The following is a 26,603-nucleotide window of genomic DNA, read 5'->3' on the forward strand; positions in this document are numbered from 1 at the left end:
GAAAGTTCTTTTCTGAAAGTCTATCTATCACTTATTAGCAAATAGAGACGGCTCCTAGCTTTCTGTAGAAATACAGTAACTAGGAGTTTTTTATATGCTCTCCTCTTTGAAAAAAATCATGAAAAGTAGTATAATAAATAGGATATGCAAAATACTTGCAAAACTGTAATTCGACTTGGGAAGCCAAGGGCCGTTAGTAAGAAAAATATGAAAAGGAGAATCAATGAGCAATATTAAATTGATTGCTTTGGGCGGTGTACGTGAAAATGGAAAAAATCTTTACATCGCTGAAGTGGATGAATCTATTTTTATCCTTGATGTCGGACTAAAGTATCCGGAAAATGAACAGCTTGGTGTGGACTTTGTCATTCCAAATATGGACTATTTATTTGAAAATAAGGACCGCATTGCAGGAGTCTTTTTGACACACGGTCATGCAGACGCGATTGGTGCTCTGCCTTATTTGTTGGCGGAAATAAAGGTACCTGTATTTGGTTCGGAACTGACGATTGAGCTGGCCAAGTTATTTGTCAAAGGAAATGATACAGTCAAAAAATTCAATAATTTTCATGTGATTGATGAAGATACAGAGATTGACTTTGGAGATACGGTTGTGTCTTTCTTTAAAACAACACACTCAATTCCAGAGAGTTTAGGAATTATTTTGAAAACGCCTGAAGGCAATATTGTTTACACAGGTGATTTCAAGTTTGATCAAACAGCTAGCCAGTCTTATGCGACAGATTTTGCTCGTTTGGCAGAGATTGGTCGCGAAGGTGTCCTAGCTCTTCTTAGTGATTCTGCCAATGCGGATAGTAGTATTCAAGTGGCAAGTGAGAGTGAAGTTGCAAAGGAAATTAGCGATACGATTGGGGATTGGGATGGGCGCGTGATTGTTGCGGCAGTTGCGAGCAATCTTTCTCGTATTCAGCAAGTTTTTGAAGCAGCTGCTAGAACGGGACGTCGTGTTGTATTAACTGGATTTGATGTTGAAAATATCGTTCGTACAGCTATTCGCTTGAAGAAATTATCCCTTGTAGATGAACGCTTGCTGATTAAACCTAAAGAAATGTCTAAGTTTGAAGATCATGAATTGATCATTTTGGAAACTGGTCGAATGGGTGAGCCCATCAATGGCTTGCGTAAGATGTCTATTGGTCGTCACCGTTATGTAGAAATTAAGGAAGGCGATTTGATTTATATTGTTACCACACCGTCTATCGCAAAAGAAGCCTTGGTGGCACGTGTAGAAAATATGATTTACCAAGCAGGTGGTGTTGTTAAATTGATTACGCAAGATTTACGAGTGTCCGGTCATGGAAATGAACGCGATTTGCAACTGATGTTAAATCTCTTGCAGCCAAAATTCTTGTTCCCAATTCAAGGAGAATACCGTGAATTAGCAGCGCATGCTAAAGCTGCGATGGCTGTTGGAATGTTGCCAGAGAACATTTTTATTCCAAAACGTGGTAGCATTATGGAATATGAAAAAGGCGATTTTTTACCTGCTGGAGCAGTACCGGCTGGTGATGTCATGATTGACGGAAATGCGATTGGTGATGTGGGAAATATTGTTCTGCGTGACCGTAAAGTTTTATCCGAGGACGGTATCTTTATCGTAGCGATTACAGTGAACCGACGTGATAAGAAGATTATTTCCAGAGCGAAGATTCATACACGTGGTTTTGTTTATGTTAAGAAAAGTCGCGATATTTTACGTGAAAGTGCTGATTTAATCAATAAGACAGTTGAAGATTACCTCGCAAAGGATAATTTTGATTGGGGCGAATTGAAGGGGGCTGTACGTGACAATCTTGCGAAATACCTCTTTGAGCAAACGAAACGTCGGCCAGCTATTTTACCAGTTGTAATGGAAGTGCGTTAAGATCGCTGGAGGCATTTGTCAAGATAGTAACAAAAATAATGGGGTCAGGACACTTGTTCCAACCCCTTTCTTACATTCATATGTAGATATAAAAAGGAGACAACATGGCATTTTTTGAAATTGAATATCATTCTACAGTATTAGAAATGGAGCGTCGTGTCAATGTCATCTATCCTGATGTAGACGCGGTAGAGCCAAGTCGGATGACAGACACCGATATTCCCGTTCTTTATCTTTTGCATGGTATGGGTGGAAATGAAAATTCTTGGCGGAAGCGGACGAATATTGAGCGTCTATTACGCCATACAAATTTAATTGTAATTATGCCATCAACAGATCTTGCTTGGTACACGAATACTACTTATGGATTAAAATACTATGATGCTATAGCCAAAGAACTGCCTGAAGTCATGCAACGTTTCTTTCCAAATATGAGTCGAAAACGTGAAAAAACATTTATCGCTGGTTTATCTATGGGAGGTTATGGGGCTTATAAAATAGCATTGACAACAAATCAATTCTCTTATGCGGGGTCCTTCTCAGGTGCCATTGGAATCGGTTTGGATGATGTGAATATAGAGGACCTTCCTGGAGGAACACTCAACTATTGGCAAGGTGTGTTTGGTGATTTGAAAGCAGCTGGTGTTGAGCAACATTTTCTAACAACGATGGCAAAGAAGTCAGATAAAAGAACTAAATTCTATGCTTGGTGTGGAGAGCAAGATTTTCTCTATCAAGCAAATGAAATAGCCGTTAAAAAATTACGCGAGTGCGAGTTAGATATTACGTATGAACATGCTCCAGGGAAGCACGAGTGGTATTATTGGGAAAAACAATTAGAAAAATTTCTTAAATGGTTGCCAATTGGTTTTGAAGTAGAGGAACGCCTATCCTAAGTGTGTGGTATCTTTGGGTCTTATATTTGACAGGGAATGATTTTTAGAGATTTGTTATTTCTATTATGCTCTATCTATTTTAAGAATTTTTTAAGTGAATCTCATTATACTTACTCTTTATATTTTAAATTAGGAGGGCGAGAATGAGGTTTGTATTTGGAATGTTTTCGGCGTTCTTGCGCTTGATGTGGCGTTTGGTTTATACTATTGCCTTGGTAGCACTTCTTTTTGTAGGAAGTTTGTATATCATGAGTCCTTCTAAAACGAATTTTGTTACAATTCTTCAGCAAGATGTGCGACAACTTTATCGTTATATAAATGGGCAAGATCGTCAACGAAGCGTTGGGCAACATGTGAAAGATATTACCAAGCAATTATCAGACAATCATGTTCACCAATCTGGTGTTCGGTGGGATAAAGCAAGTGCTACGGTGTATATAGATACAAAAAATTCAACGCTTCGCTTGGCTTATCAGGAAGCCATTCATGCTTGGAATAAAACAGGTGCATTCACTTTTCAGATAGTAGATGATAAAAAGCAGGCGAATATTGTGGCTACGGAGATGAATAATGCTACTGTGAATGCAGCTGGTGAAGCAGAATCACAAACAAATTTGTTGACTAAACGTTTCACAACTGTAATTGTTCGTTTAAATCGTTATTATCTATTAAACAGTCAATACGGCTACTCTTATGAACGAATCGTAAACACAGCAGAACATGAATTGGAACATGCGATTGGATTAGAACACAATGAAGAAAAATCTGTCATGCAGTCCTCTGGTTCATTTTATAGTATTCAAGCAGTGGACGTTCAAACAGTAAAGGAGTTGTATCAATCATAAAATGTTAAAAAATATATTTAAAGTCATTAGATATTTCCCAGAGCAAGTTTTTTTGTTTCTCTTTAATTCTAGTATTTTTGCATGGTTATGGAAAAGTGGCTCTGATATCGCAAATCGTATTGGAGTGACAGCTGCATGGCGAGAACATATTCCAGCTCCTATCCAAAGTTTTTTTGGCGAAAACAGTCAGGCAGTTCAAGGCTTTTTCAATCATTCAGCTGTTATGTGGTTGATTGGTTCTATGATGATCCTTTGGGTAATCCGTTTTGTAAAAGGAATCATCAAATTCGTTCTTTTCATTTTGATTGTTTTATTAGGTATTTACCTCGTGATGCAAAATCAAGAAATTTTACATACTTTTAGATGAAATGCGGTTTATCTTGACCGTATTTTTATTTTCTAGAATGGTAGTTGGGCTATGAATTTGCTATAATGGGGTTATGATTATTTTACAAGCAAGCAAGATTGAACGCTCTTTTGCAGGGGAGCTTCTTTTTGACAATATTAACCTGCAGGTGGATGAGGGGGACCGGATTGCCCTAGTTGGTAAAAATGGAGCTGGAAAGTCAACCCTGCTCAAGATTTTGGTAGGCGAGGAAGAGCCTACTTCTGGTCAGATCAATAAAAAACGAGACCTATCTCTGTCTTATTTGGCTCAGGACAGCCGCTTTGAGTCGGAGAATACTATCTACGACGAGATGCTGCTGGTCTTTGATAGTCTGCGTCAGCAAGAGAAGCGGTTGCGGCAGATGGAGCTGCAAATGGGAGAATTGTCAGGGGAAGAGCTGACTGCTCTCATGACCCAGTATGACCAGCTGTCAGAGGACTTTCGACAGAAGGGTGGTTTTACCTACGAGGCCGATATTCGAGCTATTTTGAATGGCTTCAAGTTTGACCAGCCCATGTGGCAGATGAAGATTTCTGAGCTTTCGGGCGGGCAGAATACCCGTCTGGCTCTGGCTAAGATGCTTTTGGAAAAGCCAGAACTGCTGGTCTTGGACGAGCCGACCAACCACTTGGATATCGAGACCATTGCCTGGCTGGAAACTTACTTGATTAACTACAGCGGTGCCTTGATCATTGTCAGTCACGACCGCTATTTTCTAGACAAAGTTGCAACTATCACGCTGGATTTGACCAAACATTCCCTGGATCGTTATGTGGGCAATTATTCTAGCTTTGTGGTCCAAAAGGAGCAAAAGCTAGCCACCGAGGCTAAGAACTATGAAAAGCAGCAGAAAGAAATCGCTGCGCTGGAGGACTTTGTCAATCGCAATCTAGTTCGGGCTTCCACAACCAAGCGGGCTCAGTCCCGCCGCAAGCAACTGGAAAAGATGGAGCGTTTGGACAGGCCGGAGACAGGTAGTCGCTCGGCCAATATGACCTTCAAATCCGATAAAGTTTCGGGTAATGTTGTTCTAACCTTGGAAGATGCGGCTATTGGCTATGGGGAGGAAGTCCTGTCGGAGCCGATTAACCTCGACATTCGCAAGTTCAATGCGGTAGCTATTGTTGGGCCAAATGGAATTGGAAAGACGACCTTGATTAAATCACTAATCGGTCAAGTGCCCTTCATCAGAGGTAAGGAGCAGTTGGGGGCTAATGTGGAAGTGGGCTACTATGACCAGACCCAGAGCAAACTGACTCCCAGCAATACGGTTCTCGATGAGCTATGGAATGACTTCAAGCTGACGCCAGAGGTCGAGATTCGCAATCGCTTAGGCGCTTTCCTTTTCTCGGGAGACGATGTCAAGAAGTCTGTCGGCATGCTATCAGGTGGAGAGCGGGCGCGGCTGCTTCTAGCCAAGCTATCTATGGAAAATAACAACTTCCTCATCCTAGACGAGCCGACCAATCACCTGGACATTGACAGCAAGGAAGTGCTGGAAAATGCCCTGATTGACTTTGATGGAACCCTGCTCTTTGTCAGCCATGATCGTTACTTTATCAACCGTGTGGCCACCCAGATCATTGAGCTCTCTGAGACAGGCTCCACCCTTTATCTGGGTGCTTATGACTACTATCTGGAGAAAAAGGCAGAGCAGGAAGCCTTGCAGGAGGAGACAGAGCAGGCTAGTCCTGACAAAACTGCCCCTGCCAATGACTATCAGCTTCAAAAGGAAAACCAGAAAGAACAGCGCCGGCTGGCCCGCCGCTTAGAGCAATTGGAAGCGCAAATCGAAGACTTGGACAGCCAGATCAGTCAGCTTCAGGAAGCCATGCAGGCCACTAATGACGCCGGCGAACTCATGGAGAGCCAGCAGCAAATCGACCAGCTGACAGCCGCCCAAGAAGAAGTCCTGCTAGAATGGGAAGAACTGGCGGATAAGGTGTAGGAGTGTGCAGTTTCTGTGTAAAATGAGCTTCTTAGAGATTACAATGTTTTCCCTACCCTTACCAAAAGAGAATACAAAAAACTAGGCTGGAATAATTTCCAACCTAGTTTTTTGTATGTGAGTTTTCAAGAGCTTCTTTGGTTTTCTTAAGCTCTTTTTTTAGCGAGAAGTTTTTCAGCATGCTGATGAGAAAGGTCGTGACAGAGCCTAGGAGCACTGAGACCAAAATCAAGATGATTAAGGGAAGTTTGAAGCTAAATAGGATAAAGCTAACATTGACACTCTGCATATTAGCCAAGGAAATACTGGCAACCAATAGAATGGTAATTAAAAGCAGGATGTAGTGTAGTTTTTCTTTCATAATGATTCTCCAATATATTTATATTATTCTTTATTCAAATTCAGCCTTGCTCTTGATATCTCCGTATTCTTCTGGGATTTCTTGAGCTAGGATATCTTCATAAGCAGCTAGTTCAATATCTGAGCCATACTTGTTTTTCAGAGCGGTGGTCACCAGACGGTAGGCCAGATTCGCATTGCGGGACAAGATGGGACCATGGAAGTAAGAACCAAAGACATTTTTATAATGAACACCTTCGCAGCCATCTTCTTGGTTGTTACCATTACCATAGACGACTTTACCCAGTGGTTTTTCATCATCAGACAGAAACGTCCGTCCTTGATGATTTTCAAAACCATAGTAAGTTTCATTAAATTCTTCATTATGAATCTTGATGTCACCGATATAGCGATTATTGGTTTGATTAAGGGTGTAATGTCCCATAATACCTAGGCCTTCGATTCGACGGCCAGAAGCTTCGATATAGTATTGGCCTAAGAGTTGGAAACCGCCGCAGATAGCTAACACTACGCCGTTTTCATTGATAAAGTTTTCTAAAGCTTCTTTTTTAGCTGGTAAGTCACGAGCTACAATTGTTTGTTCATAGTCTTGGCCACCACCAAAGAAGACGATGTCGTAGCTGTCCTTGTCAAAACCATCTTCCAGAGAGACAATATCCACTTGAACTCTAGCACCTAGCTTTTCTGCCACATATTTAAGCATGAGCACATTGCCATTATCTCCATAAGTATTCATGAGATCTCCATAGAGGTGGGCAATTTTAATATCGTAACTGAAATCCTGGTTATCAGGAGAAATTAGGGATGTATAAACCATTAGTTCATCTCCTTTCTGACCACTTGTCGTTCTGCCAGTAGCTCGCGGAATTCCAGCATAGCAGTATATGTTGCTAAGATATAGGCATGTCTGGTTTTCTGATGTTTAATTTCTTCAAAGACTTGACTCAGATCAGCTACTTCATTGATTTGCTTAGCATCATAACCAGTGACTCGCAAGCGACGAGCAATTTCAGAATGACGAACACCACCAGCAATGATATGTGAGATATCCATGTCTAAAATTTTCTCAAAATCAGCGTCCCAAATCCAGCTGGTATCAATACCGTCTGCGTAGTTGGCGTTGAGGAGAACTGACAAACTGAATGAATAAGGAGCAAGCTTGATCATTTCTAGAGCTTGTGTAGCTCCAACTGGATTTTTAATCAGAACTAGCGTGCATTCTTTGTTACCAATCTTGAACGTTTCCTGACGTCCGAAAACGGCTCTACTTTTGTCAAAACCAGCCTTGATGGTAGCCGAGTCGACTTCAAAGAACTGAGCAACAGAAACGGCTGCTAAGGCGTTGTAGATGTTATAAAGGCCTCCAATATTGATGTGATAGTCTTGATCATCAATGACGAATTCTGAACTATTGTGGTGAAGGCTAGTTAATTGGGTCAGTTTGTAGTTTAATTCAGGGCGTTTAAAATGACAATATTCACAAATATAATCACCTAAATTAGCATAAGTATTGAGCTTGTATTTTAGAATATGCTGACACTTGGGACAGAGGATGCCCTCGGTATTATAATGCGCTAACTCAGCTTGCCCTTTTTTGGTGTCAAATCCATAGTAGCGGACGGGATTCTTCAGTCTGACCGAGTTAAAGAGCGGGCTGTCACCGTTCATCAGTACAGTCGCTTCAGGTACTTTCGCTGCAGCATCGAGAATCATTTGGTAGGTCGTGTAAATCTCTCCGTAACGATCCATTTGGTCACGGAAAATATTGGTAAAGACAAAAAGGCTTGGCTTGATATAGTCGCAAATACGAGAAAGACTCGCTTCATCAATTTCTAGTACAGCGATATTCTTAGTAGATTTTCCTTTCTTAGCAGTTAGAAAGGTTGTCGTAATCCCGCTAATCATATTGGCACCACTGGGATTAGTCACAACCTCACCAAAAGCCTCTTTGAGGATGCCTACCGTCAGAGCTGTAGTCAGAGTTTTACCATTAGTTCCGGTAATAACCACGACCTCATAGTTCTTCGCTAGGTTTTGTAAAATGTTTTTGTCAAATGTTAGGGCAACTTTCCCTGGCAGGGTCGAACCACGCCCCATTTTGCTGAGAACAAAGTGGGAGGACTTGCCTGCCAAGAGGCCCAATGCTGTATTTATCTTCATAAGAAATATTTTATCATAAAAAAGTAAAGAAGGTTACAGAAAAATATCTTGAAAAGTGATATAATAGTCAAGAACGTTTTTTAGGTTGAGAAAGTGAGGACACTGAAAATGAATTTTCAGCAATTGTCCAATCTCCAATATTGGGCTAGTTTATTTTCTAGCCCTTGGAGTATTGTCATCAATATTATCGATATTGCGCTAATTGCTTGGATTTTATTTTATTTTACAAAAGCAATCGCTGGTACCAAAATTATGATTCTTGTTCGAGGGGTTTTAATTTTTGTGCTTGCTCAAATTATTGCCAATGCTATTGGTTTAACCACAGTTTCTTGGTTAATCAACCAAGTCATTACCTATGGAGTAATTGCGGCAGTTGTAATTTTTACACCTGAGATTCGTACAGGTCTGGAAAGATTGGGACGCGCAACGGATTTGTTTTCGACAGCACCCATCAGCTCTGAGGAAAGAATGGTACAGGCATTTGTCAAGGCAGTAGATTATATGAGCCCTCGGAAAATTGGAGCTCTTGTTGCTATCCAAGGAAGTAGAACTTTACAAGAATACATTACCACAGGAATTCCTTTAGATGCTGATGTTTCAGGTGAGTTGTTAATCAATATTTTTATTCCGAATACGCCATTACACGATGGAGCTGTTATTGTAAGAGATAATAAAATAGCCGTTTCTTGCGCTTATCTTCCGCTTACGGAAAACACAGGAATTTCGAAAGAATTTGGGACGCGCCACCGTGCCGCAATCGGTCTTTCAGAAGTGTCAGATGCTCTTACTTTTGTAGTGTCAGAGGAAACGGGAGGTATTTCCATCACACATAACGGGGTTTTCAAACATGATTTGACCTTAAAAGAATTTGAAGCAGAGTTGCGGAAGGTGTTAGTTTCTGATGAGCAGCCAAAATCATCATTTAGAGTTCGTGTGCTAGGAGGTCGGAGACATGAGAAATCATAAGCAGATTTGGTATATTATTTCTTCTATCTTTTTTGCTGTTGTTTTATTTATTTATGCAACAACGACAAATTACCAAAATAACTCAAGTGCCAGACAAACCAAGTCTGAAACATATACCAATACCTTGCCTAGTGTCCCAATTGATATCAAATACAATAGCGAAAAGTATTTTATTAGTGGTTTTGCATCTGAAGTATCAGTAGTGTTAACGGGTTCCAATCGTGTAACACTTGCTAGTGAGATGCAAGAAAGTACTCGAAAGTTTAAAGTTGTAGCGGATTTAACAAAAGCTACGGAAGGAACAAGAGAGGTACCTTTAGCTATTAAAAATTTACCAAGTGGGTTGACTGCTACTGTTACACCGGCTAAGATTACGGTGAAGATTGGTAAGAAGGCAAGTAAAACATTTGAAGTTAAAACAACTATTAGTTCTGCTCAGTTGGCAGAGGGGTTAACAATTGATCGAGTGACTGTTGGTGACCATAAAGTAACCGTTACAAGTGATGAGGACACGCTAGCCAAGGTCGATCATGTAGAAGCAGTAGTGCCAACTAGTGAAAAAATATCTGCTAACTATTCAGGTAATGCCCCACTACAGGCAGTTGATGCGAATGGTACAGTTCTGCCAAGTGTGATTACTCCTTATGAGACAACCATAAAAATTACTGTTAAATCATCAAGTTCGTCTTCAAGTTCGACGAGCTCATCCAAATAAAAGTATTGAAAGGATTTTAAAAAAATGGGAAAATATTTCGGAACGGACGGAGTTCGTGGAGAAGCAAATGTGGAATTAACGCCAGAATTAGCGTTTAAATTAGGTCGATTTGGTGGCTATGTATTGAGCCAACATGAAAAAGAAGTGCCTCGTGTTTTTGTAGGACGTGACACACGCATCTCAGGAGAATTGCTGGAAAGCGCTCTAGTAGCTGGACTTCTTTCTGTTGGGATTCGTGTTTATAAACTCGGGGTAATTGCAACACCAGGTGTAGCTTATCTGGTGAAATCTGAAAAAGCAAGTGCTGGGGTTATGATTTCAGCTAGCCATAATCCTGCACTTGACAACGGTATTAAATTTTTCGGCGGAGATGGTTATAAGCTAGATGATGATCGCGAGTTAGAAATTGAAGCACTTCTTGATGCTAAAGAAGACAATTTACCACGTCCAAGTGCGGAAGGCTTAGGGACGCTAATGGATTATCCAGAAGGGCTGCGCAAATATCAGCAGTATCTCGTATCGACTGGTCTTGATTTAGACGGAATGAAAGTGGCTTTGGATACAGCGAATGGTGCTGCTTCAACGAGTGCTCGTCAGGTATTTGTAGATTTGGGAGCTAGATTGACAGTTATTGGAGAAAATCCAGATGGGTTGAATATCAATTTAAATGTAGGTTCTACACATCCTGAAAAATTGCAAGAAACAGTTCGTGAATCAGGCTCAGCACTTGGTTTGGCATTTGATGGAGATAGTGATCGCTTGATTGCGGTAGATGAAAATGGTGAGATTGTTGATGGTGATAAAATCATGTACATCATTGGGAAATATCTCTCTGGGAAAGGGTTACTAGCCCAAAATACAATCGTAACAACTGTTATGTCAAACCTAGGTTTCCATAAAGCTTTGGATCGTGAAGGTATTAATAAAGTGATTACAGCTGTTGGTGACCGTTATGTCGTAGAAGAAATGCGCAAATCGGGTTACAATCTTGGTGGTGAGCAATCAGGGCATGTTATTATCATGGATTATAATACGACGGGTGACGGTCAGCTGACAGCCGTTCAATTGACAAAAGTAATGAGAGAAACAGGTAAAACTTTATCTGAATTAGCTTCAGAAGTAACAATTTATCCGCAAAAATTGGTTAATATCCGTGTTGAAAATACTATGAAGGATAAGGCCATGGAAGTTCCTGCTATTAAAGCTGTGATTGAAAAAATGGAAGAAGAAATGGCTGGAAATGGTCGCATTCTTGTTCGTCCAAGTGGAACGGAGCCTCTTTTACGAGTCATGGCGGAAGCACCAAGTCATGAGGAAGTCGATTATTACGTTAATACAATTGCAGATATTGTACGCGCTGAAATTGGTATTGAATAAAGTAAAAAATCTCTGTTTGTTATATAGGCAGAGATTTTTTACTTTATATTGTAGTTTCTTTTGTCAAGCAAATTTTTATATATTCAAAAATGTATGAGGTAATAATATGAGAGCCATAGGATTATTGGTAATGGATGTGGATAGTACTTTGGTGAAAGAAGAAGTAATTGATTTACTAGGGGCTGAAGTAGGAGTTGGTGAGCAGGTTGCAGCTATTACAAAATGTGCCATGCAAGGAAAATATGATTTCGAAGCGGCTCTGCTAGAGCGTGTGACCCTGCTTAAAGGACTCCCTGAGGCCATTTTTAAACAAGTTTCTAAGAAAATTCATTTTACCAAAGGGGCTCGACAGTTGATAGAAGAAATGCATCAGCGCGGTTATAAGGTTGGTATTGTATCAGGTGGATTTCATGAAATAGTAGATGAATTAGCAGTGAAGTTGGACATAGATTATGTAAAAGCTAATCACTTGGAAGTAAAAGATGGCCAGCTGACAGGTAGGGTTTTAGGGACAGTTGTCACAAAAGAAGTCAAAAAAGCAATGCTAAAGCAATGGGCAGAGGAAAACAATTTGACTCTTGCTCAAACCATTGCTGTAGGAGACGGTGCTAATGACCTTCCAATGATATTAACAGCAGGAATTGGGATTGCTTTTAATGCCAAGCCTATTGTGAGAGCGCAAGCACCTTATCAAATTCATCAGAATGACTTGTATCAGGTCGTAAAACTTTTGGAAGAGATAGAAAGCGAGGATTAGAGTATGCATATTTTAATTGTACCTGACTCTTTTAAAGAAAGTTTATCGGCTAAAAGTGTTGCAGAGGCCATAAAAGAAGGTTTTTCTAAGGCAATCCCGGAAGCAACATTTGATTTACTACCTATTGGAGATGGTGGCGAAGGAACAGTTGCTGCTTTAGTCGCCTCAATGAAATTATCCGAATATGAAAGGACAGTAACCGGACCATTCGGCGAGGCAGTTACGATGAAATATGCTCGTAAAGGCGATGTGGCTCTCTTTGAAATGGCTGACTTGGTTGGGTTGGCGAGTATCTCATCAGAAAAAAGAAACCCTTTGACTCTTGATACCAGAGGATTAGGAGAGTTAATTTTGTATCTCGCCAAAGAAGATGTGAGGCAAATTTATATTGGTGTAGGTGGTTCGGCTACCAATGATGGTGGAATCGGAATGGCAGCTGGATTGGGTTATGAATTTTTTGATAAGGATAATCACTTGCTCCAAGCAAAGGGTTCGTCTTTAGACCGTGTGGCTCGCATTTCAGCAGATAAAGTTCCTGCAATTTTAGAAAATTTGGATATTCAGATTCTGACAGATGTTATGAATCCTCTCTGTGGTGAAAACGGAGCTACATACGTTTTTGGGGGTCAAAAAGGCTTGCCTGATTTGCTATTTTCTCAAGTAGATCATGCCATGGCAACGTTTTATAAACAGGCGAATCCAACAATCTTTTCACTGGCTGCTGCCGGTGCTGGAGGAGGTATGGCAGCAGGGCTGGTGACATTTGCGCATGGAAAAATTGTATCAGGGATTGATACTTGTCTCAACTTGCTCGATTTTGATAATCGTGTCAAAAAGGCTGATTTAGTGATTGTGGGTGAAGGTCGAATGGATCAGCAAAGTCTGTCAGGTAAAGCCCCTATTGGAGTAGCAAGGAGAACGCCAATCAATATTCCTGTAATTGCTATTTGTGGTAGTCTAAGGAATGATTTACCGGATTTTCCAGTAGAGAACATTCAGGCTGCTTTTCCAATCATTTCTCAAGTCGAACCTTTAATTATTACTTTAGATAGGGCAGAAGAAAACCTCGTCCGAACAGCACAAAATATCGGAAATTTATTGAGAATGAAAATATGACCATCCATTCTGTCGGTTGAATATTAGGAAAATAAAATGTCAAGTTACTTGTGAGTCAGTTGAGGTATTCTTCTCTAACATCGCCATCATTTTCTACTACTGTGATAAGGGATGAGAGAGATAGTATCTTGCCTCCTTAATTTTTTTCTTTGTTGTTTAATCTCACTCCCATTTTTCTTTTTTTTATGATAAACTATATAAGAGGAGGTGTAGATATGATAAAGATTTTTGGGCAATTGCGTTACCATTGGCAGCCAGATCTTTCTCTTCTAATTATTTATTGGTCTTTATCGGTTATTCCGATTTTTATAGGTTTTGCATTTTTGTTTGAAAGTTCAGAAGTTCCGTTTTTAGTCCTGTTCTCTTTCTTTTTATTCATGGTATTATTGGGAATTGGCGTGCATAGATATTTTACGATATATGACGATGGGATTTTAAGAATCATAACGGCAAACCCATTTACACCTTCAAAGATTGAAATTTCAACGATTCGTAAGGTAGAGGTAACAAAGACCTCTATTACTCTCTTCTTTGATGGCAAAGAAAAAGGCCGTACGTTTTGTATGCGCAAGTGGCCTAAGAAGTATTTTGTAAATGCTTTGGCTTTGAATGACCATTTTAAAGGGGAAGTTGAATTAGTGGATAATTTAACCCATGTAGACTATTTTGAACTATATTATGCCCATCCTAAAAAAACTACTCTTTCATAAGAGCTTTTGTAGGACAGTTTTTGATCGCTTCAATAATATCAGGTGTTTCGGGAACTTCCTTTTCCAGAAGCTTATTATCTTTATAAAATTTGACAATACCATTATCATGGTAATCAAATAGGTCAGAATAGGTTTGACAAAGACCACAAGCAATGCATCGTTCAGGAATGAGTGTAACTTTCATACTCATATTGTAATCGGAATTTGGAAAAAATACAAGGAGGAAGTCATGGCAAAGGAACCATGGGAAGAAGATATTTACGACAAGGGAGAAAATGAATTGGCGAGAAGCAAAAAAACGAACGGTGTAGTAGCTAATCGTGTGTTGACGATTTTAGCTGTTATTTTTTTCGTTATAGTGATTGTAATGGTAGGAATGATGATTTATTTATCTACTGGTGGAAGTAGTAAGAAAGCAGCAACGGAGGGCTTTTATAATGCTGCAAAAACTACTAGTAAATCAAGTGAAAGTTCTAGTACTCCCACTTCTTCTAAAGCAGCAAGTGATAGCAGTCAGCCGCAATCATCTGAAGGAACGATTACCGTTCAGGCTGGAGAAGGAGAAGCTGCCATTGCTGCGCGTGCGGGGATTTCAATTGCGGAATTAGAGCGTTTAAATCCGTCTCACATGACAACAGGTGCGTGGTACGCTAATCCAGGTGATGTAGTAAAAATTCGATAGGAGTGCCGAATGAAACAGATTCAAATTGCTATTGATGGCCCAGCTTCAAGTGGAAAGTCAACAGTTGCAAAAATTATTGCAAAAGATTTTGATTACACTTACTTGGATACAGGTGCGATGTATCGTGCAGCGACTTACTTAGCTTTAAAAAATGATTTATCAGCGGAAAAATGGTCTGAAATTGTTGCGCTATTAGATACTTATCCTGTTAGTTTTGGACGTGGTAAAAATGGAGAGCAACTCGTTTTTGTTGGAGATGTAGATGTGACGCATCCGATTCGAGAAAATGAAGTCACTAACAATGTTTCTTGGGTGTCTGCAATTCCAGAAGTACGAGAAAAGTTAGTTGATTTACAACAAGAAATTGCTACTCAAGGCGGTATTGTTATGGATGGGCGTGACATTGGAACAGTTGTTTTGCCTCATGCAGAGTTAAAAATTTTTCTTGTAGCCTCAGTTGAGGAAAGAGCTCAACGCCGCTATAAAGAAAATCTTGAAAAAGGTATTCCAACTGATTTGGAAACCCTCAAAAAAGAAATTTCAGATCGTGATTATAAGGACAGTCACCGTTCAGTTTCTCCTTTAAAACCAGCAGATGATGCTATTCATTTTGATACGACTGGTGTCGGAATTGTGGAAGTTGTGAATTTTATCGAAGAAAAAGCTAAAAAAATCCTTGACAAATAATCCGAAACTTGTTATCATATAAAAGTTGAGAAAAGCAGAAGTGAGAACTTCTCGCCTTGCGACTAACGTTGTCTGGCTCTACGGATTAAGTTTCAGGAATGAAATACTATCATGTAGTGCGGACTTGCGTTAGCAAGTCCGCTCTTGTTTTTCTCTAAAAATAAAAAAGAGGTGAAAACCATAGCAAAACAAGACTTATTCATCAATGATGAAATTCGTGTACGTGAAGTTCGTTTGATCGGTCTTGATGGTGAGCAATTGGGCATTAAACCACTTAGCGAAGCGCAAGCGATTGCTGATGATGCAAATGTGGATCTTGTTCTGATTCAACCACAAGCTAAACCGCCTGTTGCAAAAATTATGGACTATGGAAAGTTCAAGTTTGAGTATCAGAAAAAACAAAAAGAGCAACGCAAAAAACAAAGTGTTGTTACTGTGAAAGAAGTTCGTCTTAGTCCAACTATTGACAAAGGTGACTTTGATACAAAACTTCGTAATGCACGCAAGTTCCTTGAAAAAGGAAATAAAGTGAAGGTTTCTATTCGCTTTAAAGGGCGGATGATTACTCACAAAGAAATCGGGGCGAAAGTATTAGCTGACTTTGCTCAAGCAACGCAGGATATTGCGATTATTGAACAAAGAGCTAAGATGGATGGACGTCAAATGTTCATGCAGTTAGCGCCAATCCCTGACAAAAAGTAATCTGTTAGAAGTTAGAAAAAGGAGAAAAATATCATGCCAAAACAAAAAACACACCGCGCATCAGCTAAACGTTTCAAACGTACAGGTTCTGGTGGCTTGAAACGTTTCCGTGCTTACACTTCTCACCGTTTCCACGGAAAAACTAAAAAACAACGTCGTCATCTTCGTAAAGCAGCAATGGTGCATTCAGGAGATTTCAAACGTATCAAAGCAATGCTGACAGGTCTTAAATAAGAGATTTTGCAGTAGATTATTCTAGGAAATATTGGAGGAAATATAAATGGCACGTGTTAAAGGTGGCGTTGTATCGCGCAAACGTCGTAAACGTATTTTAAAATTAGCTAAAGGTTACTATGGTGCAAAACATATCTTGTTCCGCACAGCAAAAGAACAAGTAATGAACTCATACTACTATGCATATCGTGACCGTCGTCAAAAGAAACGTGATTTCCGTAAATTGTGGATTACGCGTATCAATGCAGCAGCTCGTATGAATGGCCTTTCATATTCACAATTGATGCATGGTCTGAAATTGGCTGAAATTGAAGTAAACCGTAAAATGCTTGCTGACTTAGCTGTCAATGATACAGCAGCTTTCACAGCTCTTGCAGATGCGGCTAAAGCAAAATTAGGTAAATAAAGAAAAAGAGGCTGGGACGAATTGTTCCCAGCCTCAAAGCATACTATGGTACAAGTCAATGATGCAGTGCTTGCTAGTTCAAAGGTTTGCTTTGAGGTTGCAAGAGAAAATTTGCGCAACAAGTCTCAAGATGAGTTGCTTTTTGAGCTTAGAAACTTTAGAAGAATGGGATAGAAATAACTTTTTGGTTAGTCCTATTTACTGCTATCTATTTTTTATGGCCGAAGCTAGAGAAAAGTTATAATTTACGATATAATAAAAAGTAAAGGAGGATAATGATGACTTCTAAAATGTTACATACTTGTTTGCGAGTGGAGAGTTTAGAACAATCTATTGCATTTTATGCAGATGCATTTGGATTTAAAGAATTACGGCGTAAAGATTTCCCAGAACATCAGTTTACAATTGCTTATTTGGGACTTGAAGGTGATGAGTATGAATTAGAGTTGACTTATAACTATGATCATGGACCTTATATTATTGGAGATGGTTTTGCTCATGTGGCTTTGAGTACGCCTGATTTGCTGAAGCTTCACGCTGAACATACTGCTAAGGGTTATGAAGTTACCCAACCAAATGGTCTTCCTGGGACGAAACCGAATTATTATTTTATTAAAGATCCAGATGGCTATAAAGTTGAAGTTATACAGGAAAAGACCCTTTAAGTTTTCGCACTAAAAAATGAAAGGCTTGAAAAATAATTACGTTTTTAGCCTTTTTTGTTAGATAATAGTTTTGGAAATGATATCCTTTGTTGCGCAAGTTGAAGGTATAGTTACCGAATTTACAATAGTTTTGTGGTAAAATGCTACGTCTTGCAGTTGGTGTACATAGCTATAAAGTTCTATAATTTTGAAGCAAAGTCATGAAGAGATATCTAAGAAAGGTCGTGGAGTGAAAAAAATAATTCTCATTGTGCTGAATGTCTTTCTTTTAAGTATTGTTATTTTTGGAAGTTTTCAGGTTAAAAAATTATTGCAAAAGAGAAAATTAGATCATCAAATTGTCCAGATTTTAAAAACGGCAGATACCAAATATAATCAAGATTCAGTACGAAAGCAGACAAGACGCATAGGAAGTTGTTATATTACATCTTATTATCCACTAACAGATAGTGGTAAGCAAGATATTGGCATTGTTAAGGAGAAAATCAATGAAGATATTCGAAGGCTTTCCAATAAAAAAAATCGGAATTTGGAGATTGATAGATTAGTTTTTTATATTAGCCAACTAACTGCAACAGATTTTTCAGGAGTTAGGAAGGTTAATGTTAAGAGAATTTCTTATCCGATATTGACTACAAAAGTTGGAGAAGTTGAAGCGGATTTCCTTGATTTTGTTTATGTATCATCTGATAATAAAGTGTTTAGCTTAAATCGTTTGCTCAAAAATGTTGAGCAAGGTAAAAAAATCTTATTAAAAGATATTCACCAGAAGATTGCTGCGCTCAATAAAGTTGAGGGACAGAAAATTTTACAGGAATTTCAAGCGAAAGATATCTCTCAATGGGTATTTAGTTATGAAAGGGGAAAACTTAAGCTATTTTATAAAAACAATGAGCGAGTTTCAAAGATAGAAGTTCCCTTATCAACCTTATATGAAGTGATTGATGAGCATTATTTAAAAGGAGAGGAATTGGTGGCTTATCAGTCTTACCTAGCTAAAAAACAGCAAAAATTAGTAGCTTTGACGTTTGACGATGGCCCCAATGCAGAAACAACACCACATGCTTTGGATATTTTAGCTAGGTACCATGTCAAAGGAACTTTCTTCATGTTGGGAAAAAATGTAGCTGGAAATGAACAACTGATCAAACGCGTCCATAATGAGGGACACGAAATCGGCAATCATAGTTGGAGTCATCCGCTGTTGACAACTCTTTCCCTTGACCAAGCGAAAAAACAGATTGAGGAAACACAAGTAGCTCTTCAATCTGTTATTGGGGAAAGTCCAAAATTGATGCGTCCACCTTATGGAGCAATCAATGACACGATCCGAAATGCGGTTGATATGTCTTTTGTTATGTGGAATGTGGATAGTTTGGATTGGAAAAATCGCAACACTCCATCTATTATGGAGCAAGTAAAAAAACAGACAACTTCGGGCTCTATCATTTTAATGCATGACATTCATCAAACGACTATTAATGCTTTACCGAGTGTGATTGAGTATTTACAAAAGAATGGTTATACCTTGGTTACTGTAAGTGAGCTCTTGCAACATCGACTAGAGGGACATCGGTTATATTATGGAGGATATTAAATAGAAAAAGGGATAGGATGATTACTTCCTATCTCTTTTTCTATAACATTTTTATTTCAGATAAAGTTCACGGTTTTTTAAGATAATTTCTTGGACTTGGCTATATTTTTGAAGTGTTTTTAATTCTTCTGGGTGGCTGATGAATGTAATGACAGATCCTTTTTTGCCCATTCGTCCAGTTCGCCCAGCACGGTGTGTATAGGTTTCAAGGTCGCGAGGTAGGTCATAGTTGATGACGCATTCGAGAGAATCAATATCAATTCCTCTAGCTACTAAGTCAGTAGCTAGTAACAGCGTAAGTTCGTCATTTTTAAACTGATCTAAGATAACCTTGCGGAATTTTATGTTGACATCACTAGCTAAGGATACAGCCTGAATGTGACGATATTGTAATTTTTCCTCTGCACTTCCTAAGTCTGAAAGGATGTTGAAAAAGACAAGAGCACGAAATTCTGATACATGAGCGAGCTTTCGCAAGTATTCAACTTTGTCGCGTTGTTTGACCTGCATATAAAAATGCTGAATATTATCAAGTTGTTGATTGTCTAATTTGATTTGAAGTGCATTTTCAGCAAGTTTCTTTTGATCAAATTTAGCAGTCGCACTCATATAAATCAATTGATGTTCACGAGGTACATGATGTAGAATATGTTGAATAAAATGATATTGCGAATCACTAAGTAACTGATCAAATTCATCCAGAACGATTGTATCAACATTCATCATTTTTATTTTTCGAAGTTTGATAAGTTCAAAGACGCGTCCAGGTGTTCCAATGAGAATTTCTGGTCCTTTTTTTAAACGTTCAATTTGTCGCTTTTGACTGGAACCGGATAGAAATAATTGAGTTGTTAAGCCAAGTGGTTCAGCCCACATTTTGGTGACGTCGAAAATTTGTCCAGCAAGTTCTGTATTAGGAGCTAAGATTAGTAATTGCTGGGATTTCTTGGGCTTTAGCTTTAGAAGGTTGGGGAAAAGATAGGCAAGTGTTTTTCCAGTTCCGGTAGGGCTTATCCCAAGGACATTTTCACCTTCCGTAATAGGCGAAAAGAGTTGCTCTTGAATAGGAGTTAAATGCTCAAAGCCAAGTTTGGTGAGTTGATTTTGCCAAATTTTCGGAAAATTAGTTGTTATCATGATCAGCCTCAAATCTAATACCAGCATCTTGTCGCATGCTAAATAGAATGTTATGCACGGCGGCAGCAGCATCTAGCCAGTTTTGGTAAATTTCTTGTTTTATATCACCGCTCAACACTTGAGCGAATCGTTTGGCTTCTTCTGCCATGGTGTGAGAAGAGCGCGTAATTTTAAGAGTCTTTTTCTCTTTATTTAAATCTTGAAAAACAGCCGATGTGATAAATTCAATCGAATTTAAGGTCAATGTACCGTCTGTTGTGTAAATCTCGGCAGGGAAAAAGCTATTGATATTTTTTCCAGTTTGGATAGTCACTTGAAATTCTGGATAGATCAAGCTTCCTATCCCATTTAAATCGACAGTATTTAGCAACTGTTGAGCGGTGTAATAAGTACTTGCTGGCGCTCCAAACAGCCGTACAGCAGCATAGATAGGATAAATACCTAAATCCATTAGAGCACCGCCTGAAAACTTAGCAGAAAAGACGTTTGGCTCTTGTCCAGCTAACAGAGCTGGCATTTTGGAAGAATACTTCGCATAGGTGAAATGTGCCCCAAGAATCGTTTTATTTTTGAGAAAGTCTGAGATGATGTCAAATGCTTGTTCATGATAGTTTCGAGCTGCTTCAAAAATGTATACATGTTGTTCTTGAGCTAATGTTACCAATTCAGCCCATTCTTCTGGGCATGAAACAGCAGGTTTTTCCACAATCACATGCTTATTCGCTAAAATCGCAGCTTTTGCTTGAGGAAAATGTAGAGAATTTGGGCTTGCAATATAGACAATATCAATAGAGCTTGCTAAAAAATCAGCCATGTCTGTACTACACTGGACATCTGTATAATGACTGGCAAATGTTTGAGCGGTTTGTATTGTACGTGAATAGACCGTAGTCAGTTGATACTGTTTTGTCGAATGAGCAGCCTTGACAAATTGGTGAGCAATATCGCCTGTTCCAATTGTTCCGAGTTTTAACATCATGATCTCCTTGTGTTTAATCTTGTTATTTCTTTTGTGTTACCTCTTTCATTATATCATGATTTGGTGTAAAATAGATAGGATGATAAGAAATGGAGTGAATAATGCAAAATAGACCGATTATTATTGGTGTGACTGGTGGGTCTGGCGGTGGTAAGACGAGTGTTTCAAGAGCCATTCTTTCAAACTTTCCAAATGAAAAAATTTCTATGATTGAGCATGATTCCTATTATAAGGACCAATCTCATTTGACATTTGAAGAGCGAATCAAGACCAACTATGATCACCCTTTCGCCTTTGATACAGACTTGATGATTGCACAAATCAAGGAATTGTTAGCCGGACGTCCAGTAGACATTCCGACTTATGATTATACAGCTCATACACGTAGCGATAAGACCTATCGTCAAGTTCCGCAAGATGTCTTTATTGTAGAGGGGATTCTTGTTTTAGAAGATAAACGTTTGCGTGATTTAATGGATATTAAGATTTTTGTGGATACAGATGATGATGTTCGGATTATTCGCAGGATTAAACGAGATATGGATGAACGCGGTCGCAGTTTAGATAGTGTGATTGAGCAATATCTAGGTGTGGTAAAACCCATGTATCATCAGTTTATCGAGCCCACTAAGCGCTATGCAGATGTGATTATTCCAGAGGGAGCATCTAATACGGTAGCGATTGATTTGATTACAACAAAAATTGAAAAAATCTTGCAAGAAGCAAGGGAACAATAAAAAGGAAGCCTAGTGAGAAATTGCTAGACTTTTTAAGTTATGAGAATGAATGTTGGCAAAAGGAAAAGGAAGTTTCGTGCATATTTGACATCTTTTGTATGTTTGCTGACTTTTGTATTGGAGGAGCTCCAAAATAATGGTGGTGAGCTAAAGCAAAAAACTTGTTTGCTTAGTAGCTAGCTAAGTTGAGTTGCTTTGAGAAAGAAGAAAAAGTAAGGTAGACAACGATATTGGCTTTTAGTTGGGGAGTTTTGTGCTAAGGGAGCAAAATGGACTTTGAAACATTTTTAAGGATTCTTTCATTGCTTTTGCTTTGCAGTCGTACAGGATTTCTATCTGGTCAGCATTCAATCTTTTTATTGTCTTACTGATTGATTTTTTATGGGTCTAATGGTAAGGCCTTTTAGTAAATTAAAATGGGAGTGGACGAAGAGAAAAAACCTTTAGTTCTACCATAATAGGAGCTAAAGGTTTTTCTATTTGATTGGGAGCTACTCATCTTTGTAGGAAACAATACCAATAATAGTATCAACGGCACGTTCCATTGTTTGCAGACTGACGTATTCGAAGCGTCCATGCATGTTTTCACCACCGGCAAAGATATTTGGTGTTGGAATCCCCATAAAGGAAATTTTAGAGCCATCCGTCCCGCCACGAATAGGTTCAATAATCGGTTTGATGTCCAATTTGTTCATGACTGCTTTTGCGATATTGATTGGTGTCATGTCTTTTTCAATGACTTGGCGCATATTGTAGTATTGATCTTTCAGTTTTAAATGAACCCGTTCACCATGTTTTTCGTTCATTTTATTGGTAATGGAGCGCATGAATTCTTTGCGTTTTTCAAAGGTTACTGTATCAAAGTCACGAATGATATAACTTGCTTTTGCTTCCTCAACAGTTCCTTCTACATTCATAAGATGATAGAAGCCTTCGTAGCCATCTGTTAACTCAGGGCGGTCACCATTTGGCAATTGATTATGAAAGTCAATAGCTAATTGCAGAGCATTAATCATTTGTCCTTTGGCTGTCCCTGGATGGACATTGCGTCCTTGGAAAGTGATTTCTGCACTAGCTGCAGAGAAAGTTTCAAATTGAAGTTCTCCAAGCGGGCCACCGTCAACCGTATAAGCGAAATCTACATCGAAATCTATCGCATCAAACTTGTCAGCTCCAACACCAATTTCTTCATCTGGACCAAAACCAACTCGAATTTCGCCGTGTTTGATTTCCGGGTGACTTGATAGATACTCAATTGCTGTCATAATTTCAGCGATACCTGATTTATCATCAGATCCAAGAAGAGTCGTTCCATTGGTTGTAATTAAGGTTTGTCCTTTGTATTTTTTCAAACTAGCAAAATCAGCAGGGTCAAGATTAAAACCAGACTGCCCAAGCGGAATCACTTCGCCATCATAATTTTCAATAATTTGTGGATTGACACCTTCTGCGTTGAAATCTGCGGTGTCCATGTGAGAAATAAGACCGATTTTGCGCGTGAAACTTGGGTCATTTGCAGGAAGAGTACCGATGGCGTAGCCGTTAGGTAAGTAGTAGACATTTTCCAAGCCGACCCGCTTCATCTCAGGGATGAGGATATTAGTCGCAAAGTCCACTTGACTCTGGGTGCTGGGAGTAGTAGTGGAAGTCTCGTCTGAGCGTGTATTGACTTTAACATAAGTCAGAAAACGGTTTAAAAGATTAGGGTATTTCATAAAAACTCCTCTTTCATTTATTCAAATCTATTTTAGCATAATTGGGGAAAGGTGAGAAATATTTTTTACTGCTGTCGCTTCTAACTAACGTCTTAAAAACCATTTTATATAAGCGTTAAAAAATATGAATTTCACAGGGAAGGCTTTAAAAGATGAAGTCGCAAACTATTTTTCAGTTCTGGAGAGCAGCAATCCGTTCTGTTTTATTTTTGTTTTTCAATTGTTAAAATGTCTGAATTATTAAATTTGTATTTTCTTCGTAGAGAATGGGATTTTAGGCTATTCAAGTCTTTTTTAAGATGTTAAAATGAAAGAAATTACAAGTAAACCATTGAAAGGCTAGTTTGGTTTTCACAAGGGGATTGAAGAGGAAAGATGATGAAGAAAGCAGTTCTAATGATGACTTTTGGCTCGCCAGAGGAGATTAGCTTTGAGGGAGTGGCTGAATTTTTTACCAATATTCGCCGCGGTGTCAGGCCGCAAGACCATGAGATTCAGACCCTCTATGATAACTATGTCCTCATTGGTGGAACGCCTCTGCAGCGTATCAGTCTAGAAGAGGTGGAAAAGGTCCGTCAGCGTTTATCTGGTGAGTATGCGGTTTATTTTGCCAATAAATTCTCACGTCCTTTTATCCCAGATGTGATTGAGCGGATGGAAGAGGATGGTATTGAGGATTGTATCTGTTTGATCCTAGAGCCGCATTTTTCTTACTATTCTGTTATGGGTTATGAGAAGTTCATCCAGAGTGATCGCATCCACTTTAATATCATTAAGGAATGGTATCAAGAAGAAGCTATTCTTGATTATTGGGCAGAGGAACTGAGAAAGATTCTTACAGAAGAGGTTGGAGAGGAGACCTTCAAGATTTTCTTTTCAGCCCACAGTGTGCCTATTCTGGCTTTAGATTTTGGAGATCCTTACATTGATCAGATCTATGACAATGCCCGCTTGATTGCTGACAGGTTGGGTTTGACAGAGGAGGATTATCTCAATGTTTGGCAGAGTGAGAGTGACATTGGACTCCCTTGGATCAAACCTGACGTGCTGGACTACATGCGCCAGCAAGAAACACATCCTCAGCATTATATTTTTGTGCCGATTAGCTTTATCAGTGAGCATATAGAGGTCCTTTTTGACAATGACGTGGAGTGCAAGGAACTTTGCGAAGATCTGGGTGTTGCCTATCATAGACCGCCTATGCCCAATGCAGATGACCGTCTAATTGAGGCCCTGATTCAAAGTATCCGCCGCCATGAGCATGAACCCTTCAAAGAATGTTTTCCAGAAGAAGAAACCTTTGATGAATTGCAGCCGTCGGAGGAGAGCAGTCAGATTCTGGCAGAAGGTGCAGAGCTGAAAATGCCAGATTTTGTCAAGAAATTGATTGAGAAAAAAGGACGCGAAAATGTTAAAATGCCATACTTTGTCAAGAAAATGCTGGAGAAAGCAGGAAAACTGCCTAGAAGCTGATTATGCATTTTCGTTGCTGACTTTATAACATGATTTCAGAAGGGAAATTCGCGATACTTTGGCACCAAGATTTAATCAGAGAACTGGTTTGCCAGTAGTCTTTGTGCCAGCACTAAGAATATGCAACTTTACATGGAGAAAAGCCGTTACGATGGCCAATTATGTTTTTGGACATAATCCTTATCGGTTTTATGCTTATCATTTTCTAATTATGGAGGAGATGTAGCGGAGCACTCTGGCTGGATAAGGATCATTGTGTTAAGATCTGTTTACTGCACCGTATCAGCAGCTTTCTGACAGAAGCTAGGCATTCCCATCTTACCAACTACCTGCAAGTATACTGGAAAATGTGAAAAAAGAAGGGATAGAGATTTTCTAATCTCGATACTTTTTAGATTGCAACAAAAAAGGCTGAGACACTTTTGTTTCAGCCTCGCTTTGTTCTGATCAACAGTTTCCCAGATTGTTTAATCTAACAAGGTAATAAAAGATAAACTAAGTAATAACAAAATAATGTGAAAGATCCTTTTAATCTCAGTCTAGAGGCAAGAGGATGAAGTAAAATTTTAAAAAATTACTTCTGTCCCACCATCTTTTATATCTCATTGATTCAAAATAAACTTTTCAATAGCTGTGGCGACACCGTTCGCATCATTGGTATCTGTCACATAATTGGCTAGTTTTTTAACATGATCGCTAGAATTGCCCATAGCCACGCCAAGACCTGCAAATTGGATCATTTCAATGTCGTTGTTGGCATCACCAAGTGCCATAATTTCTTGAGGTTCAATCTCTAAGTGTTGAGCTAATTGCTTAAGAGCTGTTGCTTTAGTAGTACCCTTTGGCATGGCTTCGTAAATGACCGGTTGTGAGCGAACACCGCTGAAACGTTGAGAAATCTGCGAACCAAATTGTTTTTCAAAGGTATCTAACTCATTAGGCTGGGCTAAAAACATAGCTTGAAATATAATATTTTTACTGCTGATAGCTTCTTCGAGACTGATTTCTGTTGGGGTTGTGAAGACAAGGCTAGCGTCATAGGTGACTAGGTCGCTTGGTTTTTCGTCAACTACTAAATAGCGTTCTTCGTCAAAAAGAGTCAGTTGGGCAGGAGTTTGCTTGGCGATTCTATCCAGATAAAGCATATCCTCTGCACTTAGCTCTTTCCAATCAACAAGCTTCCAATCCTTTGTTTGATGAGTGGAGCAGCCGTTATTGATAATGACATATTCATTATCTCCACTCAGTCCTAATTGTTCATAATAAGGTTTCACTCCGACTAGAGGGCGACCTGTACAAAGAACCAGCTTTACTCCATGTTCGACAGCTTGATGAATCGCTTGAATATGTGCTTGGGGAATTTCTTTTTGACTATTTAAAAGCGTACCGTCCATGTCTAATGCGATTAGTTTAATCATAGCATTCTCGTTTCTGTAAATGTATTTATTTTTATTATAGCACAAATG

Annotated in this window: 28 protein-coding genes and 1 other annotated feature; of the genes, 20 read left to right on the top strand and 8 right to left on the bottom strand. The window is 39.1% G+C overall.

Translation table 11 applies throughout. The annotated features are described in order from the left end of the window. The first annotated feature begins 223 nt into the window (after positions 1-223). The 5 genes from PCY10_RS01500 to PCY10_RS01520 all read left to right on the top strand — a co-directional run bounded on the left by PCY10_RS01500 (position 224) and on the right by PCY10_RS01520 (position 5,962). Positions 224-1,885, top strand: a complete 1,662-nt coding sequence (locus PCY10_RS01500; protein ID WP_003072358.1) for a ribonuclease J — start codon at positions 224-226, stop codon at positions 1,883-1,885. A gap of 104 nt (positions 1,886-1,989) precedes the next feature. Then, positions 1,990-2,781: an alpha/beta hydrolase family protein gene (locus PCY10_RS01505; protein WP_021002604.1), complete on the top strand. Its 792-nt coding sequence runs from the start codon at positions 1,990-1,992 to the stop codon at positions 2,779-2,781. Between the two features lie 143 nt (positions 2,782-2,924). Then, complete coding sequence (locus PCY10_RS01510; protein ID WP_021002605.1) at positions 2,925-3,626, top strand: matrixin family metalloprotease; 702 nt, start codon at positions 2,925-2,927, stop codon at positions 3,624-3,626. A 1-nt stretch (position 3,627) separates the two neighbouring features. Continuing rightward, a complete protein-coding gene (locus tag PCY10_RS01515) occupies positions 3,628-3,993 on the top strand; it encodes a hypothetical protein (protein WP_021002606.1) in 366 nt (121 codons plus the stop codon). 73 nt (positions 3,994-4,066) lie between these two features. Then, complete coding sequence (locus PCY10_RS01520) at positions 4,067-5,962, top strand: ABC-F family ATP-binding cassette domain-containing protein (RefSeq protein ID WP_021002607.1); 1,896 nt, start codon at positions 4,067-4,069, stop codon at positions 5,960-5,962. Positions 5,963-6,065: 103 nt separating this feature from the next. On the opposite strand, the gene PCY10_RS01525 is transcribed toward PCY10_RS01520, so the two are convergent. From PCY10_RS01525 to murT, 3 genes are read right to left on the bottom strand one after another with little or no spacing between them, the layout of a single operon-like run. Beyond that, positions 6,066-6,323, bottom strand: coding sequence for a LapA family protein (locus PCY10_RS01525; RefSeq protein ID WP_021002608.1), 258 nt, complete (start codon positions 6,321-6,323; stop codon positions 6,066-6,068). Positions 6,324-6,353: 30 nt separating this feature from the next. Continuing rightward, a complete protein-coding gene (gene gatD / locus PCY10_RS01530; RefSeq protein WP_021002609.1) occupies positions 6,354-7,139 on the bottom strand; it encodes a lipid II isoglutaminyl synthase subunit GatD in 786 nt (261 codons plus the stop codon). Further along, complete coding sequence (gene murT / locus PCY10_RS01535) at positions 7,139-8,482, bottom strand: lipid II isoglutaminyl synthase subunit MurT (RefSeq protein WP_021002610.1); 1,344 nt, start codon at positions 8,480-8,482, stop codon at positions 7,139-7,141. Before murT ends, gatD begins: the two co-directional genes overlap by 1 nt. A gap of 108 nt (positions 8,483-8,590) precedes the next feature. Between murT and cdaA the strand changes: the two genes are divergently transcribed. The 6 genes from cdaA to PCY10_RS01565 all read left to right on the top strand — a co-directional run bounded on the left by cdaA (position 8,591) and on the right by PCY10_RS01565 (position 14,123). Beyond that, positions 8,591-9,448: a diadenylate cyclase CdaA gene (cdaA, locus tag PCY10_RS01540; protein ID WP_009568832.1), complete on the top strand. Its 858-nt coding sequence runs from the start codon at positions 8,591-8,593 to the stop codon at positions 9,446-9,448. Then, positions 9,435-10,163, top strand: a complete 729-nt coding sequence (locus PCY10_RS01545) for a YbbR-like domain-containing protein (RefSeq protein ID WP_021002611.1) — start codon at positions 9,435-9,437, stop codon at positions 10,161-10,163. The genes cdaA and PCY10_RS01545 overlap by 14 nt, the downstream gene beginning before the upstream one ends. A gap of 24 nt (positions 10,164-10,187) precedes the next feature. Continuing rightward, on the top strand, positions 10,188-11,540 hold the full coding sequence (gene glmM, locus PCY10_RS01550) for a phosphoglucosamine mutase (RefSeq protein WP_003072385.1): 1,353 nt from the start codon (positions 10,188-10,190) through the stop codon (positions 11,538-11,540). 106 nt (positions 11,541-11,646) lie between these two features. Continuing rightward, positions 11,647-12,297: a phosphoserine phosphatase SerB gene (gene serB, locus PCY10_RS01555; protein WP_003072387.1), complete on the top strand. Its 651-nt coding sequence runs from the start codon at positions 11,647-11,649 to the stop codon at positions 12,295-12,297. 3 nt (positions 12,298-12,300) lie between these two features. Further along, a complete protein-coding gene (locus tag PCY10_RS01560) occupies positions 12,301-13,413 on the top strand; it encodes a glycerate kinase (RefSeq protein ID WP_096362940.1) in 1,113 nt (370 codons plus the stop codon). Positions 13,414-13,628: 215 nt separating this feature from the next. Continuing rightward, on the top strand, positions 13,629-14,123 hold the full coding sequence (locus PCY10_RS01565) for an EbsA family protein (RefSeq protein ID WP_003035038.1): 495 nt from the start codon (positions 13,629-13,631) through the stop codon (positions 14,121-14,123). Here the strand turns inward: PCY10_RS01565 and PCY10_RS01570 are convergent. Next, complete coding sequence (locus tag PCY10_RS01570) at positions 14,110-14,307, bottom strand: ferredoxin (RefSeq protein ID WP_096362939.1); 198 nt, start codon at positions 14,305-14,307, stop codon at positions 14,110-14,112. The two genes, PCY10_RS01565 and PCY10_RS01570, sit on opposite strands and share 14 nt — an antisense overlap. A 45-nt stretch (positions 14,308-14,352) precedes the next feature. On the opposite strand from PCY10_RS01570, the gene PCY10_RS01575 reads away from it, so the two are divergent. The 7 genes from PCY10_RS01575 to PCY10_RS01605 all read left to right on the top strand — a co-directional run bounded on the left by PCY10_RS01575 (position 14,353) and on the right by PCY10_RS01605 (position 19,096). Continuing rightward, positions 14,353-14,805 (top strand): SAG1386/EF1546 family surface-associated protein, encoded by a 453-nt coding sequence (locus PCY10_RS01575; protein WP_021002615.1) that lies wholly within the window; start codon positions 14,353-14,355, stop codon positions 14,803-14,805. A 9-nt stretch (positions 14,806-14,814) separates the two neighbouring features. Continuing rightward, on the top strand, positions 14,815-15,492 hold the full coding sequence (cmk, locus tag PCY10_RS01580) for a (d)CMP kinase (protein WP_009568825.1): 678 nt from the start codon (positions 14,815-14,817) through the stop codon (positions 15,490-15,492). A gap of 26 nt (positions 15,493-15,518) precedes the next feature. Then, positions 15,519-15,648 (top strand) — a sequence feature (ribosomal protein L20 leader region). A 15-nt stretch (positions 15,649-15,663) separates the two neighbouring features. Further along, complete coding sequence (infC, locus tag PCY10_RS01585) at positions 15,664-16,194, top strand: translation initiation factor IF-3 (protein WP_003025051.1); 531 nt, start codon at positions 15,664-15,666, stop codon at positions 16,192-16,194. Positions 16,195-16,227: 33 nt separating this feature from the next. Next, positions 16,228-16,428 carry a 50S ribosomal protein L35 gene (gene rpmI / locus PCY10_RS01590; RefSeq protein ID WP_003025048.1) on the top strand — a complete coding sequence of 67 codons (201 nt, stop codon included), beginning with the start codon at positions 16,228-16,230 and terminating at the stop codon, positions 16,426-16,428. A gap of 46 nt (positions 16,429-16,474) precedes the next feature. Next, positions 16,475-16,834 (top strand): 50S ribosomal protein L20, encoded by a 360-nt coding sequence (gene rplT, locus PCY10_RS01595; protein WP_003072395.1) that lies wholly within the window; start codon positions 16,475-16,477, stop codon positions 16,832-16,834. A 278-nt stretch (positions 16,835-17,112) separates the two neighbouring features. Further along, on the top strand, positions 17,113-17,499 hold the full coding sequence (locus PCY10_RS01600) for a VOC family protein (RefSeq protein ID WP_021002616.1): 387 nt from the start codon (positions 17,113-17,115) through the stop codon (positions 17,497-17,499). Between the two features lie 229 nt (positions 17,500-17,728). Next, a complete protein-coding gene (locus tag PCY10_RS01605; RefSeq protein WP_301558762.1) occupies positions 17,729-19,096 on the top strand; it encodes a polysaccharide deacetylase family protein in 1,368 nt (455 codons plus the stop codon). Positions 19,097-19,147: 51 nt separating this feature from the next. On the opposite strand, the gene PCY10_RS01610 is transcribed toward PCY10_RS01605, so the two are convergent. Together PCY10_RS01610 and PCY10_RS01615 are read right to left on the bottom strand one after the other, a co-directional pair. Next, entirely contained in the window at positions 19,148-20,233 is a 1,086-nt protein-coding gene (locus PCY10_RS01610; RefSeq protein WP_301558763.1) for a DEAD/DEAH box helicase, read from the bottom strand. Further along, the gene (locus PCY10_RS01615) at positions 20,220-21,209 is read right to left on the bottom strand and encodes a Gfo/Idh/MocA family protein (protein ID WP_301558776.1); all 990 of its coding nucleotides are present in this window, start codon (positions 21,207-21,209) and stop codon (positions 20,220-20,222) included. The genes PCY10_RS01610 and PCY10_RS01615 overlap by 14 nt, the downstream gene beginning before the upstream one ends. 104 nt (positions 21,210-21,313) lie before the next feature. On the opposite strand from PCY10_RS01615, the gene udk reads away from it, so the two are divergent. Continuing rightward, positions 21,314-21,949 carry a uridine kinase gene (gene udk, locus PCY10_RS01620; RefSeq protein ID WP_003076593.1) on the top strand — a complete coding sequence of 212 codons (636 nt, stop codon included), beginning with the start codon at positions 21,314-21,316 and terminating at the stop codon, positions 21,947-21,949. A gap of 491 nt (positions 21,950-22,440) precedes the next feature. On the opposite strand, the gene pepT is transcribed toward udk, so the two are convergent. Then, positions 22,441-23,664 (bottom strand): peptidase T, encoded by a 1,224-nt coding sequence (gene pepT / locus PCY10_RS01625; protein WP_301558764.1) that lies wholly within the window; start codon positions 23,662-23,664, stop codon positions 22,441-22,443. Positions 23,665-24,042: 378 nt separating this feature from the next. Between pepT and hemH the strand changes: the two genes are divergently transcribed. Continuing rightward, positions 24,043-25,137, top strand: coding sequence for a ferrochelatase (gene hemH, locus PCY10_RS01630; RefSeq protein ID WP_301558777.1), 1,095 nt, complete (start codon positions 24,043-24,045; stop codon positions 25,135-25,137). Positions 25,138-25,739: 602 nt separating this feature from the next. On the opposite strand, the gene PCY10_RS01635 is transcribed toward hemH, so the two are convergent. After that, positions 25,740-26,555: a Cof-type HAD-IIB family hydrolase gene (locus PCY10_RS01635; RefSeq protein WP_301558765.1), complete on the bottom strand. Its 816-nt coding sequence runs from the start codon at positions 26,553-26,555 to the stop codon at positions 25,740-25,742. Positions 26,556-26,603 lie beyond the last annotated feature (48 nt).

Source organism: Streptococcus sp. SI1 (assembly GCF_030439945.1).
GTDB classification, from domain to species: Bacteria; Bacillota; Bacilli; order Lactobacillales; family Streptococcaceae; genus Streptococcus; species Streptococcus intermedius.

Bases quoted from the DNA above. Each gene is read 5' to 3' on its own strand.
- cdaA (WP_009568832.1), top strand. From the start codon at position 8,591: ATGAATTTTCAGCAATTGTCCAATCTCCAATATTGGGCTAGTTTATTT.
- PCY10_RS01570 (WP_096362939.1), bottom strand. From the start codon at position 14,307: ATGAAAGTTACACTCATTCCTGAACGATGCATTGCTTGTGGTCTTTGT.
- rplT (WP_003072395.1), top strand. From the start codon at position 16,475: ATGGCACGTGTTAAAGGTGGCGTTGTATCGCGCAAACGTCGTAAACGT.
- PCY10_RS01505 (WP_021002604.1), top strand. From the start codon at position 1,990: ATGGCATTTTTTGAAATTGAATATCATTCTACAGTATTAGAAATGGAG.
- PCY10_RS01565 (WP_003035038.1), top strand. From the start codon at position 13,629: ATGATAAAGATTTTTGGGCAATTGCGTTACCATTGGCAGCCAGATCTT.
- udk (WP_003076593.1), top strand. From the start codon at position 21,314: ATGCAAAATAGACCGATTATTATTGGTGTGACTGGTGGGTCTGGCGGT.
- hemH (WP_301558777.1), top strand. From the start codon at position 24,043: ATGAAGAAAGCAGTTCTAATGATGACTTTTGGCTCGCCAGAGGAGATT.
- PCY10_RS01520 (WP_021002607.1), top strand. From the start codon at position 4,067: ATGATTATTTTACAAGCAAGCAAGATTGAACGCTCTTTTGCAGGGGAG.
- PCY10_RS01575 (WP_021002615.1), top strand. From the start codon at position 14,353: ATGGCAAAGGAACCATGGGAAGAAGATATTTACGACAAGGGAGAAAAT.
- murT (WP_021002610.1), bottom strand. From the start codon at position 8,482: ATGAAGATAAATACAGCATTGGGCCTCTTGGCAGGCAAGTCCTCCCAC.
- serB (WP_003072387.1), top strand. From the start codon at position 11,647: ATGAGAGCCATAGGATTATTGGTAATGGATGTGGATAGTACTTTGGTG.
- PCY10_RS01545 (WP_021002611.1), top strand. From the start codon at position 9,435: ATGAGAAATCATAAGCAGATTTGGTATATTATTTCTTCTATCTTTTTT.
- PCY10_RS01560 (WP_096362940.1), top strand. From the start codon at position 12,301: ATGCATATTTTAATTGTACCTGACTCTTTTAAAGAAAGTTTATCGGCT.
- gatD (WP_021002609.1), bottom strand. From the start codon at position 7,139: ATGGTTTATACATCCCTAATTTCTCCTGATAACCAGGATTTCAGTTAC.
- PCY10_RS01610 (WP_301558763.1), bottom strand. From the start codon at position 20,233: ATGATAACAACTAATTTTCCGAAAATTTGGCAAAATCAACTCACCAAA.
- cmk (WP_009568825.1), top strand. From the start codon at position 14,815: ATGAAACAGATTCAAATTGCTATTGATGGCCCAGCTTCAAGTGGAAAG.
- PCY10_RS01600 (WP_021002616.1), top strand. From the start codon at position 17,113: ATGACTTCTAAAATGTTACATACTTGTTTGCGAGTGGAGAGTTTAGAA.
- rpmI (WP_003025048.1), top strand. From the start codon at position 16,228: ATGCCAAAACAAAAAACACACCGCGCATCAGCTAAACGTTTCAAACGT.
- PCY10_RS01615 (WP_301558776.1), bottom strand. From the start codon at position 21,209: ATGTTAAAACTCGGAACAATTGGAACAGGCGATATTGCTCACCAATTT.
- PCY10_RS01510 (WP_021002605.1), top strand. From the start codon at position 2,925: ATGAGGTTTGTATTTGGAATGTTTTCGGCGTTCTTGCGCTTGATGTGG.
- PCY10_RS01525 (WP_021002608.1), bottom strand. From the start codon at position 6,323: ATGAAAGAAAAACTACACTACATCCTGCTTTTAATTACCATTCTATTG.
- PCY10_RS01500 (WP_003072358.1), top strand. From the start codon at position 224: ATGAGCAATATTAAATTGATTGCTTTGGGCGGTGTACGTGAAAATGGA.
- PCY10_RS01515 (WP_021002606.1), top strand. From the start codon at position 3,628: ATGTTAAAAAATATATTTAAAGTCATTAGATATTTCCCAGAGCAAGTT.
- glmM (WP_003072385.1), top strand. From the start codon at position 10,188: ATGGGAAAATATTTCGGAACGGACGGAGTTCGTGGAGAAGCAAATGTG.
- PCY10_RS01635 (WP_301558765.1), bottom strand. From the start codon at position 26,555: ATGATTAAACTAATCGCATTAGACATGGACGGTACGCTTTTAAATAGT.
- pepT (WP_301558764.1), bottom strand. From the start codon at position 23,664: ATGAAATACCCTAATCTTTTAAACCGTTTTCTGACTTATGTTAAAGTC.